10 protein-coding genes are annotated in these 16,465 nt (G+C 71.4%); 9 read left to right on the top strand and 1 reads right to left on the bottom strand.

The genetic code is table 11. From position 1 onward, the window contains the following. Positions 1-215 precede the first annotated feature (215 nt). Entirely contained in the window at positions 216-890 is a 675-nt protein-coding gene (locus ABY44_RS23455; protein ID WP_021161534.1) for an HAD family hydrolase, read from the top strand. 104 nt (positions 891-994) lie between these two features. Here ABY44_RS23455 and ABY44_RS23450 read toward each other — a convergent pair whose 3' ends face one another. After that, a complete protein-coding gene (locus tag ABY44_RS23450) occupies positions 995-1,237 on the bottom strand; it encodes a DUF6566 family protein (RefSeq protein ID WP_027792548.1) in 243 nt (80 codons plus the stop codon). 191 nt (positions 1,238-1,428) lie between these two features. Here ABY44_RS23450 and ABY44_RS23445 point away from each other — a divergent pair, with 191 nt between their 5' ends. The 8 genes from ABY44_RS23445 to treZ all read left to right on the top strand — a co-directional run bounded on the left by ABY44_RS23445 (position 1,429) and on the right by treZ (position 16,381). Beyond that, complete coding sequence (locus tag ABY44_RS23445) at positions 1,429-2,124, top strand: MgtC/SapB family protein (RefSeq protein ID WP_027792547.1); 696 nt, start codon at positions 1,429-1,431, stop codon at positions 2,122-2,124. Beyond that, positions 2,121-2,459 carry a hypothetical protein gene (locus ABY44_RS23440; protein WP_027792546.1) on the top strand — a complete coding sequence of 113 codons (339 nt, stop codon included), beginning with the start codon at positions 2,121-2,123 and terminating at the stop codon, positions 2,457-2,459. The genes ABY44_RS23445 and ABY44_RS23440 overlap by 4 nt, the downstream gene beginning before the upstream one ends. 260 nt (positions 2,460-2,719) lie before the next feature. Then, the gene (locus ABY44_RS23435) at positions 2,720-3,208 is read left to right on the top strand and encodes a phage protein NinX family protein (protein WP_059687745.1); all 489 of its coding nucleotides are present in this window, start codon (positions 2,720-2,722) and stop codon (positions 3,206-3,208) included. 139 nt (positions 3,209-3,347) lie between these two features. Further along, a complete protein-coding gene (locus tag ABY44_RS23430) occupies positions 3,348-6,737 on the top strand; it encodes a maltotransferase domain-containing protein (RefSeq protein WP_060173578.1) in 3,390 nt (1,129 codons plus the stop codon). Then, on the top strand, positions 6,737-10,150 hold the full coding sequence (gene treS / locus ABY44_RS23425) for a maltose alpha-D-glucosyltransferase (RefSeq protein ID WP_060173579.1): 3,414 nt from the start codon (positions 6,737-6,739) through the stop codon (positions 10,148-10,150). The genes ABY44_RS23430 and treS overlap by 1 nt, the downstream gene beginning before the upstream one ends. Continuing rightward, a complete protein-coding gene (glgB, locus tag ABY44_RS23420) occupies positions 10,147-12,354 on the top strand; it encodes a 1,4-alpha-glucan branching protein GlgB (RefSeq protein ID WP_124545421.1) in 2,208 nt (735 codons plus the stop codon). The genes treS and glgB overlap by 4 nt, the downstream gene beginning before the upstream one ends. Positions 12,355-12,386: 32 nt before the next feature. After that, a complete protein-coding gene (gene glgX / locus ABY44_RS23415; protein WP_059687741.1) occupies positions 12,387-14,501 on the top strand; it encodes a glycogen debranching protein GlgX in 2,115 nt (704 codons plus the stop codon). A gap of 8 nt (positions 14,502-14,509) precedes the next feature. Beyond that, on the top strand, positions 14,510-16,381 hold the full coding sequence (gene treZ, locus ABY44_RS23410) for a malto-oligosyltrehalose trehalohydrolase (protein ID WP_060173581.1): 1,872 nt from the start codon (positions 14,510-14,512) through the stop codon (positions 16,379-16,381). The last annotated feature ends 84 nt before the right edge of the window (positions 16,382-16,465 follow it).

Below are 16,465 nucleotides of genomic sequence, written 5' to 3'. Positions count from 1 at the left end.
CGTGGATTCGACGAGACGAGGGTTGGAGGCGCGCGGCGCGGAGAACCCGGCCCGGCGATCGCCGCGATTGTACCAGCGGCGCCTGACGCGGCGCGGCGCGGGGTGGCCGCGGGACATGGTCATGACATGGCCTTGCGCCGATAATGTGCGGCACGCTTTCACGACCCGTTCGCTCGACCTTTGTCCGCTCGCCCCCGGCGAGCCAGGAGATTCACATGCGCATTGAAACGTCATTTCTGTTCGATCTCGACGGCACGCTCGTCGACAGCGTCTATCAGCACGTGCTCGCGTGGAAGGAGGCGCTCGATGCCGAAGGCATCGAACTGTCGGTGTGGCGCATCCACCGCAAGATCGGCATGAGCGGCGGCCTGTTCCTGAATCAGCTGCTGCGGGAGACGTCGGGCAACCTCGACGCCGAGCGCGTCGAGCGCCTTGCCCGCCTGCATGCGGCCGCGTACCAGCGGCTGCGCGCGCAGGTCCGGCCGCTGCCCGGCGCGCGCGAATTGCTGGCCGCGCTGTCGGCGGCGGGCATCCGCTGGGCGATCGCGACCAGCGGACGGATGGAAACGGCCGCCATCAACCTCGAGGCGCTCGGCGTCGATCCGGCGAAGCACGTCGTGGTCACGCGCGATCAGGTCAAGTACGCGAAGCCCGACCCCGACCTGTTCCTGACGGCCGCCGCGCAACTGAACGTGCCGATCGAACACACGGTCGTGGTCGGCGACAGCATCTGGGACATGCTCGCCGCGAGCCGCTGCCGCTCGCTCGGCGTCGGGCTGCTGTCGGGCGGTTACGGCAGCGACGAGCTGGAACGCGCGGGCGCGCTGCGCGTGTACGACGATCCGGCCGATCTGCTGTGGCATCTCGACGAGATCGCGGCGCGGCCCTGAACCGCCTGCCCCGCCGACGGCGCCTGCGCGGGATCGCCGTCGGTTTCGCCGGCCGCGAACGGCCGGCCGCGCCGCGCCGTAACGCCACGCGGCCGCCGAGCGGCTCAGTCGTCGTCCACGCGCTTGTCGATCAGGTACCGACCCCGCTCGACTCCCGCGCGCAGCGCGTCGACCTCGGTCAGCCACTCGGGGCCGGCCGGCTCCGGCACGATCAGCTCGATGCGCGCGCCGCCGACATACACCTGCACCTCGTCGCGCCACGCGCCGCGTTCGTCGCGCCGGGCCCAGACGAGGATTTCGTGACCGCGATACGGGTCGCGAACCTGTGCGTCCTGTTGATGTTGCATGGTGGCCTCCTGTCCTTATCTGCGATTCCGATGCAAAAAATGCGCGCCGCGTGACCACCGCGCGCGCGGCGAACCTTGTGCGCACGCGCCGTGCCCGGCCGGCACGCGGCTTGCGTCCCGTTACGTATCGACCGTATCGACAGTCTTGACCGCTCCGGGCCGCCTCGCGCGGGCCGCAAGGATTTCCCATCATGATCGGCCACCTCGAACTTCTCGGACGCCTGCTGCTGGCCGCGCTGCTCGGCAGCGTGATAGGGCTCGAACGCGAACGCCTGAACTGGGCCGCCGGGCTGCGCACGCACATGCTCGTGTGCGTGGGCTCCGCGCTCGTGATGCTGGTGTCGACGTTCGGCTTCGAAGACGTGCGCGGGCAAAACGGCGTCGTGCTCGACCCGTCGCGGGTCGCCGCTCAGGTGGTGTCGGGCATCGGCTTTCTCGGCGCGGGCTCGATCCTGCTGCGCGGCGAAGTCGTGCGCGGGCTGACGACCGCCGCGAGCCTGTGGGCAGTGGCCGGTGTCGGCCTTGCCGCGGGCGGCGGCATGGTGGTTGCGTCGGTCGGCGCGACGGCGATCGTGCTCGCGATCCTCGCGGGCGTGAAGCCGCTCGAGCGCCGCTTCATCGCGCAGCGCCAGCAACGCACGCTGCAACTCGTGGTCGAGCGCGGCGGCCTGACGCTCGGCACGCTGCACGAAGCGCTCGGCCCGGGCCGGGTGCGCGTGAAGCGGTTCATCGTCCAGCAGTCGGACGACGATCCCGACACCGACGACATTTCCGTTTCGTTCTCGCGCACCAGCGGACCGGAATTCGCCGCCATCTGCGAAACGCTGCAAAGCATCGCCTGCGTACGGACCTGTCAACCCGATACCGCGTCAAGGAGCTTCGCGTGACCCGCGCCGACCTGCTCTCCCATCTCGTGTCGTGCCAGCTGGCCGCGCGCATGCGGTCCGGCGCATGGCTCTCGACCCGCCAGCTCGTGGACGCGCTGCGCGCATGGCTCGCCTGCCATCGCGCCGAATGCGGATGGCTCGAGCGGATCAAGATCGCGGACGCCTCGACGACGATCGCGCAAGGCATCTACGCCATCGCGGTCGCGCACGGCGATCCGGCCGGCGGCGAACGCGTGCGGCTCGATGCGGATTCGCCCGAACTGCAGGCGCTGCGCGCACGCTGCGACGCGCTGCTGCAGCATATCGACGGCGACCGGGACGTCGACGCGCGATGATCGTTCGGGATCGCGCGCCACGCGCCGACGCGACGGCCGACGGCGCCCCGCACGTTCCCGACCGTGTGCCCGGTGTTCTCGCTGGCCCCGACCCGGGCCCATCCGGGCGAGCTGCCGGCCGACGTGGCCGTGCATCGCAGCGTGCGCGCGCGGCATGCGTCCGACCACAATCCATCCGCCGGTCGCGCGAATGCACGTTACGCCCGCGGCGGGCACGTCGCTTGCGCGGTGAGCCGGTTTCGACCGGACGGAGCCCACCCATGCGAACCGACGCCCTCGACGGACAGGCACTCGACTACTGGTGCGCCCGCGCACTGTGCGTGGACGACGAAGACACGCTGCGCTTCACCGCCGTCACGCCGACCGTCGTCGTGACGGCCGCCTGCGACGCGTTCCGGCACCTCGATGCCCCGTTCACGCCGTCGACATCGTGGGCCGACGCCGGCACGGTACTCGACCGCGTCGACGATCTGCGCATCACCCGCCACGGCGACGACGTCGAATGCGACGCCACCTTCGCCGACGGCCCGTCGACCTGCGGCGCGCACGCCCGCGATGCACGCGTGGCGCTGCTGCGCGCGTTCGTGCGCGCGCGCTTCGGCGACGAGATCGACCCGCCGCCGCCGTTCGCGCACCGGATCGAACACGGCGCCGTGGTGCGCTACGACCCCGGCGTGCCGCTGCCCGACGCGGACGACGATCGCGGCACGGGCGACAGCACGGACATCCGCTCGATACCGCGCATGTAAGTGCATGCATGTACCCGGCGTTCATGTAAAAACGACAGTCCCGGCACCGGCCGGCTTCCCGCACGCGCCTTGCCCGGCGGGCACGCGGGTTGCGGCACATCGGCGCTATCGACTGCCGCCACCCGCCCCGCGCCACGCCATGGACTCCACGCCGACCTTCGCCCCGCATATCTATTTCTGCGACGCCCGCCTCGTCGGGCCGCTCGACGCATGGCCGCAGACATTCGCGCACATCGCGGGCATGGGCTTCGATCACGTGCTGGTCGGCGGCTTCTGGGCCGCGAGCGTCGCCGGCTTTCCGCGCCACGTGGCCGATTTCCGGCGTCCGGCCCAATCGTTCGCGACGCGTGCAAGCGCACTCGAAACCTTCTCGCGGCTCGCGCAGCTCGCGCACGGCCACGGGCTGCGCCTGCTGCTCGAAGCCGTGCCGGACCGCATCGCGCGCGACAACCCGCTGCGCGCCGAACATCCGGACTGGTACGTCGAGCGCACGCACGACGACGCGTTGATCGATCCGCGCGGCACCGCGCACGCGCTGGACGTCGCCCACGCGAACCTCGACAGCGACGCGGTACGCGACGGGCTTTCCGCGTGGTGGTGCGCGCACCTCGGCGCATTCGCCGATGCGGGTGCCGCCGGCTTCCTGGTCGACGCGCCGCATCATCTGCCGGCCGACTGGTGGCCCGGCTGGCGCGCGGCGCTGCGCCGGGCGCGCCCGGACGTCGCGGTGCTCGCGGGCGTGCCCGGCCATGCGCGGGACGCGCTCGCGCAGCTCGAAGGCACCGGGTTCGACGCGGTGTTTTCATCGGTACGCTGGTGGGACCTGCGCACGCCGTGGTTCGTCGACGAACACCGGCTGCTGCGGCGCATCGGCTCGCCGATCGCGTTTCCCGACGCGTTCGACGGCGCGCGCCTCGCCGACGACTGGCCCGACGCGCCGGACGATACCGTCGCCCGCGCCTATCGCCGCGCGCTGTGGACGGCCGCGGCCGTCGGCACCGGCTGGCTCGTGCCGATGGGCTTCGAACGCGGCGTCACGGTGCCGCTGATGGCGCGCGACGCCGATGCGGCGCGCTACCGCGCCGCGTTCGAGCGCGCGCGCTTCGACCTGTCCGGCGCGATCGCCGATGCGAACGCGTGGCGCCGCGCCACGCCCGTCGCGGCCGCGCGCGGCGAGATCGTGCAGTTGAGCGCGCCCGGCGCGGCGGCAACCGCGCTGCTGCGCGGCATCGGGCCGTCGCTCGAACACGACGAAGCCGCGCTGCTGATCGCCCTGAACCCCGATCTCGACGCGGCGGCAACGGTCGACCCCGCGACGATCCTGCCCGGCGTGCCGGGCGGCTTCACGCGGGTCGTCACGCACGACGGTGCGCAAGCCAATTCGCCCGCCGCGCTCAAACCGTTCACGCTCGAACCCGGCGCATACGCGCTGCTGCATGCGTGGCCGGCACCGCCCGCCACGACACGCGCAGACGCCGCGCGCGAGCGCGGCGCGCTGTCCGCCGCGCTCGCGGCCGACCGGATCGCGATCGAGCACGTCGAGCCGTCGGTCGACGGCGGCCGCTTCGCGGTCAAGCGCGTGATCGGCGAGACGCTCGTCGTCCATGCATCGATCTTCACCGACGGGCACGCGCATCTCGCGGCCGCGCTGCAGTGGCGCGCCGCCTGCGACGACGACTGGCGCGAAATCCCGTTCGAAGCCGAACCGAACGACGGCTGGCACGCACGCGTCACGCTCGACCGGCTCGGCCGCCATGAGTTTCGCGTGATCGCCTGGCGCGACGACTGGGCGTCGCTCGTCGACGATGTCGCGAAGAAAGACGCGGCCGGCCAGGACGTGACGCTCGAACTGCGCGAAGCGCAGCTGCTGCTCGCGACCGCGCTCAGGCTCGCCGATCCGCTCGACGCGCACGCGCTCGCGCGAATGGAGCAGCTGGCCGCCGGGTTCAAGGACGCGCCTGCCGACGCGCGGCTCGCGCAACTCGGCGCGGCGCCGCTCGCCGATGCATTCGCGGCGCTGCGCTACCGCCCGTTCGTCACGCACACGACGCCCTTCCCGGTCGACGTCGAGCGCCGCGCGGCGCGCTTCTCGAGCTGGTACGAGATGTTTCCGCGCTCGGCGAGCGACGATCCGGACCGGCACGGCACGTTCGACGACGTGATCGGGCACCTGCCGCGCATCCGCGACATGGGTTTCGACGTGCTGTATTTCCCGCCGATCCACCCGATCGGCACGACCGCGCGCAAGGGCCGCAACAACAGCCTGACGGCCGGCCCCGACGACGTCGGCAGCCCGTATGCGATCGGCTCGCCGGACGGCGGCCACACGGCCGTGCATCCGCAGCTCGGCACGCTCGAATCGTTCCGCGCGCTGGTCGACGCCGCGCGCGGTCACGGGCTCGAGATCGCGCTCGATTTCGCGATCCAGTGCTCGCCCGACCATCCGTGGCTCGCCGCGCATCCGGGCTGGTTCGCGTGGCGGCCCGACGGTTCGCTGCGCTTCGCGGAGAATCCGCCGAAGCGCTACCAGGACATCGTGAACCCCGATTTCTACGCGCCCGATGCGTTGCCCGACCTGTGGCTCGCGCTGCGCGACGCGATCCTGTTCTGGGTCGACGCGGGCGTGCGGATCTTCCGCGTCGACAACCCGCACACGAAGCCGCTGCCGTTCTGGGCGTGGATGATCGACGACGTGCGCGGCCGGCATCCGGACGTCGTGTTCCTGTCCGAGGCGTTCACGCGGCCGGGGATGATGTATCGCCTCGCGAAAGTCGGCTTCTCGCAGTCGTACACGTATTTCACGTGGCGCGAGTCGAAGCGCGAATTCATCGACTACCTGACCGAGCTGACGGCCGGCCCCGCGCGCGAGTTCTTCCGCCCGAACTTCTTCGTCAACACGCCCGACATCAACCCGCGCCACCTGCAGAACGCGCCGCGCACGCAGTTCGTGATCCGCGCGGCGCTCGCGGCGACGCTGGCCGGGTCGTGGGGCATGTACTCGGGCTTCGAGCTCGGCGAATCGGCGCCGCTGCCGGACAGCGAGGAATACGCGAACGCGGAGAAGTACGAGCTGCGCGCGCGCGACTGGCGCCGCGCCGCGCACATCGGCGCCGAGATCGCGCGGCTGAACCGCGCGCGACGCGCTCACCCGGCACTGCAGACGCATCTCGGCATCACGTTCGCCGACGCGGACAACGACGCGGTGCTCGTGTTCGTGAAGGCGACGCCGGCGTTCGACAGCGTGGTCGCCGTCGCGATCAGCACCGACCCGTGGCATCCGCAGGTCGCGAACTTCACGCTCGACGCATCGCTGTGGCGCGGTTTCGGGCTCGTCGACGGCGAACCGCTCGACGCGCTCGAACAGGACGCCACGCACGCGGAAACCTGGCGCGGGCATCGCCAGTACGTCTCGCTCGATCCGCACGTGCGGCCGTATGCGATCTGGCGGCTCACGCCGTCTCCAGGCGCCGCGCGGGCGGCGGCGCGCGAACCGGGCGACGCCCGGCCCATTTCGGGAGCCCATGGATGATGAAACGCGAAGATTCCCTCGACGACGTACGTCGCGCACAGTTCCCCTCGCTCGAGCCGGCCGGCACGCCGCGCCGGCGCCGCGCGCGCCGCCGCGCACCGGCGCTCTGCGCGGACGATCCGCTGTGGTACAAGGACGCGATCATCTACCAGGTGCACGTGAAGTCGTTCTACGACTCGAACAACGACGGCATCGGCGATTTCCCCGGCCTGATCGCGAAGCTCGACTACATCGCCGAACTCGGCGTCGACACGATCTGGCTGCTGCCGTTCTACCCGTCGCCGCGCCGCGACGACGGCTACGACATCGCCGACTACCGCGACGTGCATCCCGACTACGGCACGCTCGCCGACGTGCGGCGCTTCATCCGCGAAGCCCATGCGCGCGGCATCCGCGTGATCACCGAGCTGGTGATCAACCACACGTCGGACCAGCATCCGTGGTTTCAGCGCGCACGCCGCGCGAAACCGGGCTCGAATCACCGCGACTACTACGTGTGGTCCGACACCGACACGAAATACGCGGGCACGCGGATCATCTTCCTCGATACGGAAACGTCGAACTGGACCCACGACCCGCTCGCCGGCCAGTACTACTGGCACCGCTTCTATTCGCACCAGCCCGACCTGAATTTCGACAACCCGGCCGTCGTGCGCGAGGTGCTGCAGGTGATGCGCTTCTGGCTCGACCTGGGCATCGACGGGCTGCGGCTCGACGCGGTGCCGTATCTGGTCGAGCGCGAAGGCACGAACAACGAGAACCTCCCCGAGACGCACGCGATCCTGAAGCAGATCCGCGCGACGATCGACGCCGAGTACCCGAACCGGATGCTGCTCGCCGAAGCGAACCAGTGGCCGGAGGACGTGCAGGAGTATTTCGGCGACGAGAACGAATGCCACATGGCGTTCCACTTCCCGCTGATGCCGCGCATCTACATGTCGATCGCGAGCGAGGACCGTTTCCCGATCGTCGACATCATGCGGCAGACGCCGGCGCTCGCGCCGAGCAACCAGTGGGCCGTGTTCCTGCGCAACCACGACGAGCTGACGCTCGAGATGGTCACCGACTCCGAGCGCGACCTGCTGTGGCAGACCTACGCGAGCGACCGGCGCGCGCGGCTGAACCTCGGCATCCGGCGCCGGCTCGCGCCGCTGATGGAACGCGACCGGCGCCGCATCGAGCTGATCAACTCGCTGCTGCTGTCGATGCCCGGCACGCCGGTGATCTACTACGGCGACGAGCTCGGGATGGGCGACAACATCCATCTCGGCGACCGCGACGGCGTGCGCACGCCGATGCAGTGGTCGTCGGACCGCAACGGCGGCTTCTCGCGCGCCGACCCCGAACTGCTCGTCTTGCCGCCGGTGATGGGCTCGCTGTACGGCTATGACGCGGTCAACGTCGAGGCGCAGACACGCGACCCGCATTCGCTGCTGAACTGGACGCGCCGCATCCTGTCGACCCGCCGCGCGTCGCAGGCGTTCGGGCGCGGCACGATCCGCTTCCTGCGCCCGGAGAACCGCAAGGTGCTCGCGTACCTGCGCGAGCTGGACGGCCACGATCCGGTGCTGTGCGTCGCGAACCTGTCGCGCGCGTCGCAGGCCGTCGAACTCGACCTGTCCGGGTTCGCGGGCCGCGTACCGATCGAGATGACGTCGGATTCCCCGTTTCCGCCGATCGGCCAGCTCCCGTATCTCCTCACCTTCCCGCCGTACGGCTTCCTGTGGTTCGTGCTCGCCGAACATGGCCGCGAGCCGTCGTGGCGGCAGCCGCACGCGGAAGCGCTGCCCGAATACGTGACGCTCGTGATGCGGCGCGGTGAGGCGCGGCCGAACCTCGAGCAGCTGCACACGCTCGCGCACGATGCGCTGCCGTCGTGGCTCGCGCGGCGGCGCTGGTTCGCGTCGAAGGACCGCACGATCGGCGAAGCCAGGCTGAACGTCGTCACGCCGGTGCCGGGCGAGCCGTTCGAGTATGCGGAGGCCTGGGTCGAAGCGGGCGCGCAGCGCGACGTCGAACGCTACGTCGTGCCGCTCGCGGCCGCATGGGGCGGCGAGACCTCGCAGCCGCTGTTCACGCAGCTCGCGCTCGCGCGCGTGCGGCGCGGCCACACGATCGGCTACCTGACCGACGCGTTCGCGCTGCCGGCGTTCGCACGCGGGATGCTGCGCAAGCTGCGCGACGGCGCCGTGGTGCCGACCTCCGACGGCGGCCGCCTCGCGTTCCTGCCGGAAGACGCGCTCGCCGCGCTCGACCCCGGCGACGACGCCGAAGTGCGCTGGCTCGCGGCCGAGCAGAGCAACAGCTCGCTCGTGATCGGCGACGCGATCGTGCTGAAGCTGGTGCGCAAGGTCGCGCACGGCGTGCATCCGGAAGCGGAAATGAGCCGCTACCTGACGCGGATCGGCTACCCGAACACCGCGACGCTCGCCGGCGAAGTCGTGCACGTCGACCCGGACGGCACGCCGCACACGGTCGCGATCCTGCAGCGCTATGCGGACAACCAGGGCGACGCGTGGACGCGCTCGTTCGACTTCCTGCGCCGCGCGGTGGACGAGCTCGCGCTGCCGGCCGCGGACAACGACGAAACCGACGAAGCGGACGAGGAACCCGAAGCGCTGCTCGGCTACGCGGCGTTCGCGGGCATCATCGGCACGCGGCTCGGCCAGCTGCACGTCGCGCTCGCGCAGCCGTCCGACGACCCCGCGTTCGCGCCGGAGCGGGCGACGCCCGGCCATGTCGACGGCTGGTGCGCGGACGCGATCGCGTCGTTCGAGCAGGCGCTCGACGTGCTGCACACGCGGCTCGAGGCGCTCGATCCCGCGATGCGCGCGGCGGCCGACACGCTGCTCGCATCGCGCGACGCGGCCGTGCGGGCCCTCGGCGCGCTCGTGCCGCGCACGCTCGACGCGCAATGCATGCGGATTCACGGCGACTTCCATCTGGGGCAGGTGCTCGACGTGCAGGGCGACGCGCTGCTGATCGACTTCGAAGGCGAGCCGGCGCGCCCGCTCGAGCGCCGCCGCGCGAAGTCGCATCCGCTGCGCGACGTGGCGGGCCTGCTGCGCTCGCTGTCGTATGTGAGCGCGACCGCGCAATTCGCGATCGAGAAGGCGCCGCCGCAGGCGGCCGGCCGCAAGCGTGCGCTGTTCGACCGCTTCGGGCAGGCCGCCGCCGACCGTTTCGTCGACTGCTATCGCGCGGCTGCCGACCTCGCGCCCGCACGCTTCGTCGATCCGCGCTACGCCGACCGCCTGCTCGCGCTGTTCCTGATCGACAAGGCGTCGTACGAGCTGTGCTACGAAGCGGCGAACCGCCCCGACTGGCTGAGCGTGCCGGTCGGCGGGCTCGCGGCGCTGGTCGAACGGCTGCTCGACGACGGCGGCGCATCCAACGACGGAGGCACGCGATGACCGATACGCTGTTCGAACGGTCCGACATCGACGCGCTGCTCGCCGGGCGTCATCCCGATCCGTTCGCGTGCCTCGGCCCGCACGGGCAGACCGGCCGGACCGTCGTGCGCGCGCTGCTGCCCGGCGCGACCGGCGTGCACGTGCTGTCGCCCGACGGCGACGAACTCGGCACCCTCGACTGCGTCGATCGCGCCGGCTGCTTCGCGGGAACGATCGCGCGCAACGGCGGCGCCCCGCACTACCTGCTCGCGGTCGACTGGCCGGACGCGCGGCAGGTGATCGACGATGCGTACGCGTTCGGCACGCTGCTCGACGACGCGACGCTCGCGCGCCTGTCGGCCGGCGACCCGGCCGCGGTGCTCGACTGCCTCGGCGCGACGCCGCTGCGCATCGACGACACCGACGGCGTGCGCTTCGCGGTCTGGGCGCCGAACGCGCAGCGCGTGTCGGTGGTCGGCGATTTCAACGCATGGGACGGCCGCCGCCATCCGATGCGGCTGCGGCAGCCGTCGGGCGTGTGGGAGCTGTTCGTGCCGGGCATCGGCGCGGGCGAGTGCTACAAGTACGAGCTGCGCGCGGCCGACGGGCGCGTGCTGCCGCACAAGGCCGACCCCTGCGCGCGCGCGACCGAGGCGCCGCCGCGCACGGCGTCGGTCGTCGCCGACGTCGCCGCGCTCGACGCGTTCGCGTGGCACGACGAGGGCTGGATGCACGCGCGGCCGCGTGCCGACCGCTACCGCGTGCCGTGGTCGATCTACGAGGTGCACCCGGAATCGTGGCAACGCGTGCCCGACGAGATGAACCGCAGCGCGACGTGGGACGAACTCGCCGAGCGGCTGATTCCATACGCGCGGGGCATGGGCTTCACGCACATCGAGTTCATGCCGATCGCCGAGTACCCGTTCGGCGGGTCGTGGGGCTACCAGCCGCTCGCGCAGTTCGCGCCGTCCGCGCGCTTCGGGCCGGTCGACGGCTTCGCGCGCTTCGTCGACCGCGCGCATGCGGCCGGCATCGGCGTGCTCGTCGACTGGGTTCCCGCGCATTTCCCCGACGATCCGCATGGCCTGGCGCAGTTCGACGGCACGGCGCTGTACGAGCACGCCGACCCGCGCGAAGGCTTGCACCCCGACTGGCACACCTGCGTGTTCAACGTCGGGCGTACGGAGGTCGGCGCGTTCCTCGCCGCGTCGGCGCTCGCGTGGGCGCGCCGGTATCACGTCGACGGCATCCGCGTCGACGCGGTCGCGTCGATGCTGTACCGCGACTATTCGCGCAAGGAAGGCGAATGGGTGCCGAACGTGCACGGCGGCCGCGAGAACCTCGAATCGGTCGCGTTCCTGCGCATGCTGAACGACACGCTGCACGGTGCGGCCGCGCCGGCCGGCGTCGTCACCGTCGCGGAGGAATCGACCGCGTGGCCGGGCGTCACCGCGCCGACCGGCGACGGCGGGCTCGGCTTCGACTTCAAGTGGAACATGGGGTGGATGCACGACACGCTCGCGTACCTGCGCGAAGACCCGGTGCACCGCCGCTATCACCACGACCGGATGACGTTCGGGCTCGTCTACGCGTTCTCCGAGCGCTTCGTGCTGCCGCTGTCGCACGACGAGGTCGTGCACGGCAAGGGCTCGCTCGTCGCGAAGATGCCGGGCGACGCGTGGCAGCGGCTCGCGACGCTGCGCGCGTACTTCGGCTTCATGTGGGCGCACCCCGGCAAGAAACTGCTGTTCATGGGCAGCGAATTCGCGCAGTGGGCCGAGTTCGCGCACGACGCGACGCCGCACTGGGACCTGCTCGACGCGCCCGCGCATCGCGGCGTGCAGCGGCTCGTGCGCGACCTGAACCGCACGTACGCGGCGGAACCGGCATTGCATGCGCTTGACTGCCACGCGGCCGGCTTCTCCTGGCTGATCGGCGACGACCGCGACAACAGCGTGTTCGCGTTCGCGCGCCGCGACGACGCCGGGCACCTCGTGGTCGCCGTCTGCAACTTCACGCCGGTGCCGCGCGCGGCCTACCGCATCGGCCTGCCCGCCCCCGGACAGTGGCGCGAACTGCTGAACACCGATGCCGCCCCGTACGGCGGCACCAACGCCGGCAACGACGGCGCCGTGTGGGCCGAGGCCGTGCCCGCGCACGGCGAGGCGTGGTCGGCACTGCTGCGCCTTCCGCCGCTCGCGACACTGTGGCTGACCCCCGCCTGATTACCCGCGCCCTCGACACGGAGATCCGCCCCATGCCGACCGCCCTGCCCGCCCGTCTCGAATCCGGCCGCAGCTATCCGCTCGGCGCGACCTGGGACGGCCTCGGAACCAATTTCGCGGTGTTTTCCGCGCACGCGCAGCGCATCCAGCTGTGCGTGTTCGATCCGACCGGCCGCAAGGAGCTCGCGCGCCTCGACCTGCCCGAATGCACCGACGAGGTGTGGCACGGCTACCTGCCCAACGCGCATCCGGGCACCGTGTACGGGTTTCGCGCGGACGGCCCGTACCAGCCGCAGCACGGCCATCGCTTCAATTCCACCAAGCTGCTGCTCGACCCGTACGCGCGCAAGCTGGTCGGCCAGTTCCGCTGGTCGGACGCGCTGTTCGGCTATCGCGTCCATTCGAATCGCGCGGACCTGTCGATGGACCGCCGCGATTCGGCGCCCGCGATGCCGAAGTGCGTGGTGGTCGACGAGGCGTTCGACTGGAGCACCGACCGGCGCCCGCGCGTGTCGTGGCGCAACACGGTGATCTACGAGACCCACGTGCGCGGCACGTCGATGCGCCGCGCCGGGTTGCGCCCGCCCGAACGCGGCACGTTCTCGGCGTTCGCGCATCCCGCGTTCATCGACCACCTGCTGTCGATCGGCGTGACGACGGTCGAGCTGCTGCCCGTCCACGCGTTCCTGCAGCAGCGCGCGCTCGTGAACCGCGGGCTGCGCAACTACTGGGGCTACGACACGGCCGCGTTCTTCGCGCCGGAGCCCGCGTATCTCGCGACGCGGCGGCTCGACGAGATGCGCATCGCGATCCGGCAGCTGCATGCGGCCGGCATCGAGGTCGTGCTCGACGTCGTCTACAACCACACGTGCGAGGGCAACGAGCTCGGCCCGACGCTGTCGTGGCGCGGCCTCGACAACGCGAGCTACTACCGGCTCGTGCCGGGCGACCAGCGCTTTCATGTCGACGAGACGGGCTGCGGCAACACGCTGAACCTGTCGCATCCGCGCGTGGTGCAGATGGTGATGGATTCGCTGCGCTACTGGGCCACCGCGTTCAACGTCGACGGCTTCCGCTTCGACCTCGGCGTGACGCTCGGGCGCGAGGCGCACGGCTTCGATCCCGGCGCGGGCTTCTTCGACGCGCTGCGGCAGGACCCGGTGCTCGCGCAGCGCAAGCTGATCACCGAGCCGTGGGACCTCGGCCCCGGCGGCTACCAGCTCGGCCGCCACCCGCCCGGCTTCGCCGAGTGGAACGACCGCTTTCGCGACACCGTGCGGCGCTTCTGGCGCGGCGACGCGGGCCAGCGGCCGGAGCTCGCCGCGCGGCTCGCCGGGTCGGCCGACCTGTTCAACCACCAGCGGCGCCATACGTGGGCATCGGTCAATTTCGTCACCGCGCACGACGGCTTCACGCTCGCCGATCTCGTCTCGTATTCGGCGAAACACAACGAAGCGAACGGCGAGGACAACCGCGACGGCCGCGACGACAACTGCAGCGCGAACTGGGGCGCCGAAGGGCCCACCGACGATGCCGCGATCCGCGCGGTGCGCGCGCGCGTCGCGCGCTCGATGCTCGCGACGCTGTTCACCGCGCTCGGCACGCCGATGCTGGTGGCCGGCGACGAGTTCGGCCGCACGCAGCACGGCAACAACAACGCGTATTGCCAGGATAACGAGCTGTCGTGGCTCGACTGGGACCTCGCTCACGGTGACGAAGCCGTGACGCTGATGCGCTTCGTGTCGCGGCTCGCCGCGCTGCGGCGCATGTATCCGGTGATGTCCGCGCCGGGTTATCCGTCGGGCGACCGCGACGCCGCACCGGGCATGGCCGAGATCGACTGGTTCGACGAGCGCGGCGCCGCGATGACCGTGCCCGCGTGGCAGGACCGCGAACGCCGCGCGCTGACGATGCGGCGTGTCGGCACGGGCCGCACCGGGCGCACCGAGGCGCTGCTGGTGATGCTGAACGCGTCGTCCGAGACGATCGTGTTCGCGCCGCCCGCGCCGGTGCTCGAATACCGCGTGCTGGTCGACACGGCCACGCCGGACGCCGGCCCGCGCAACTGGCCGGCCGACGGGCTCGACGTCGCCGCGCATGCAGCCGCGATCGCGGTGGCCGCCGTGCCGCCCGACCCGCCCTCCTGAGGACCGCCATGACATCCCGTTCCGACCGTCCAACCGGCACGCACGCGTTCGAATCGTCGTTCGGCGCGACCTGCGTCGACGCCGAACACACGCGCTTCCGGTTTTGGGCGCCCGCCAGCCGCACGGCCGCCGTCGAACTGCACGACGACAGCGAACACACGATCCCGATGACACCCGTCGGCGACGGCTGGTTCGAGACGGTCGCGCCGTGCGGCCCCGGCGCGCTGTATCGCTACCGCCTCGACGACGGTTTCACCGTGCCCGACCCGGCGTCGCGCTTCCAGCCCGGCGGCGTGGACGGCCCGAGCCAGGTCGTCGATCCGGCGTCGTATCGCTGGCGCGACGGCGCATGGCGCGGCCGGCCGTGGCACGAGACGGTGCTGTACGAGTTGCACGTCGGCGCATGCGGCGGCTACGCGAGCGTCGAACGGCGGCTGCCGGCCATTGCCGCGCTCGGCGTGACCGCCGTCGAGCTGATGCCCGTCAACGCGTTCCCCGGTTCGCGCAACTGGGGCTACGACGGCGTGCTGCCGTTCGCGCCCGATGCGTCGTACGGGCGGCCCGAGGAACTGAAGGCGCTCGTCGACACCGCGCACGGGCTCGGGCTGCAGGTGTTCCTCGACGTCGTGTACAACCACTTCGGCCCCGAAGGCAACCTGCTGCCGCGCTACGCGCCCGCCTTCTTCCGCGACGACCGGCGGACCGCGTGGGGGCCCGCGATCGATTTTTCGCATCCGCAGACGAGCGCGTTCTTCATCGAGAACGCGCTGTACTGGCTCGACGAATTCCGTTTCGACGGGCTGCGCATCGACGCCGCGCACGCGATCGGCGACGACGCGTGGCTGCGCGAACTCGCGCGCCGCGTGCGGGCGGTTGCGGGCGACACACGCCACCTTCATCTCGTGCTCGAGAACGAACGCAACACGGCAAGCCTGCTCGGCCCCGGCGGTTTCGACGCGCAGTGGAACGACGACTTCCACAACAGCGCGCACGTGCTGCTGACCGGCGAGCGCGACGGCTACTACCGCGCGTACGCCGACGCGCCGCTGCGCCATTTCGCGCGCACGCTCGGCGAAGGTTTCGCGTACCAGGGCGAACCGTCGCCGCTGCACGACGGCGCCGCGCGCGGCGAGCCGAGCGCGCATCTTCCCCCCACCGCGTTCGTCACGTTCCTGCAGAACCACGACCAGATCGGCAACCGCGCGTTCGGCGAGCGGCTGCGCGCGCTCGCGAACGACGACGCGGTGCGCGCGGCCACCGCGCTGATGCTGCTCGCGCCGCCGATCCCGCTGCTGTTCATGGGCGAGGAAGACGGCAGCACGCAGCCGTTCCAGTTCTTCACCGACTATCGCGGCGCGCTCGCCGACGCGGTGCGCGAAGGCCGGCGCCGCGAATTCGCGGCGTTTCCCGCGTTCGCCGATCCCGCGCATCGCGACCTGATTCCCGACCCGAACGACATCGCGACGTTCGTCCGTTCGTCGTCGCACCATCCGCCGGACGACAACTGGCCCGATGCGGCCGCGTGGCAGCGCTTCTACCGCAGCGCGCTGACGGTGCGCGCGGTGCTCGTGACGCCGCATCTGCCGGGTGCGCGGGCGCTCGGCGTCGACCTGCTCGCGGGCGACGGCGAGCCTGCGGCGCTCGTCGCGCGCTGGCGCCTCGGCGACGGCAGCACGCTGTCGATCGCGCTGAATCTCGGCTCGCTCGACGCGGCACTGCCCGAACTGCCGGTCGGCAAGATCGTGTTCGAGACGCCGCCGCGCGCCCGCGACCGGCTGACCGACCTGAAGCTGCCGCCACGCGCGTGCATCGCGTGGCGGGACGGTGCGGTCAATCACGATGCGCGGCATCATCGCGCGAACGGGCAGAGCCGATCATGACGACCAACGTTTCGATCTCGACCCTCGCGCACGCGGCCGGCCTGGACGCCGACTGGACCGATGCCGGCGGCATCGCGCGGCGGG

The sequence above is a fragment of the Burkholderia sp. ZZQ-2 genome, assembly GCF_050768715.1.
GTDB classification, from domain to species: Bacteria; Pseudomonadota; Gammaproteobacteria; order Burkholderiales; family Burkholderiaceae; genus Burkholderia; species Burkholderia cepacia.
Note: the sequence above shows the minus strand (reverse complement) of the source record. Positions and strands in the feature narration are given on the sequence as shown.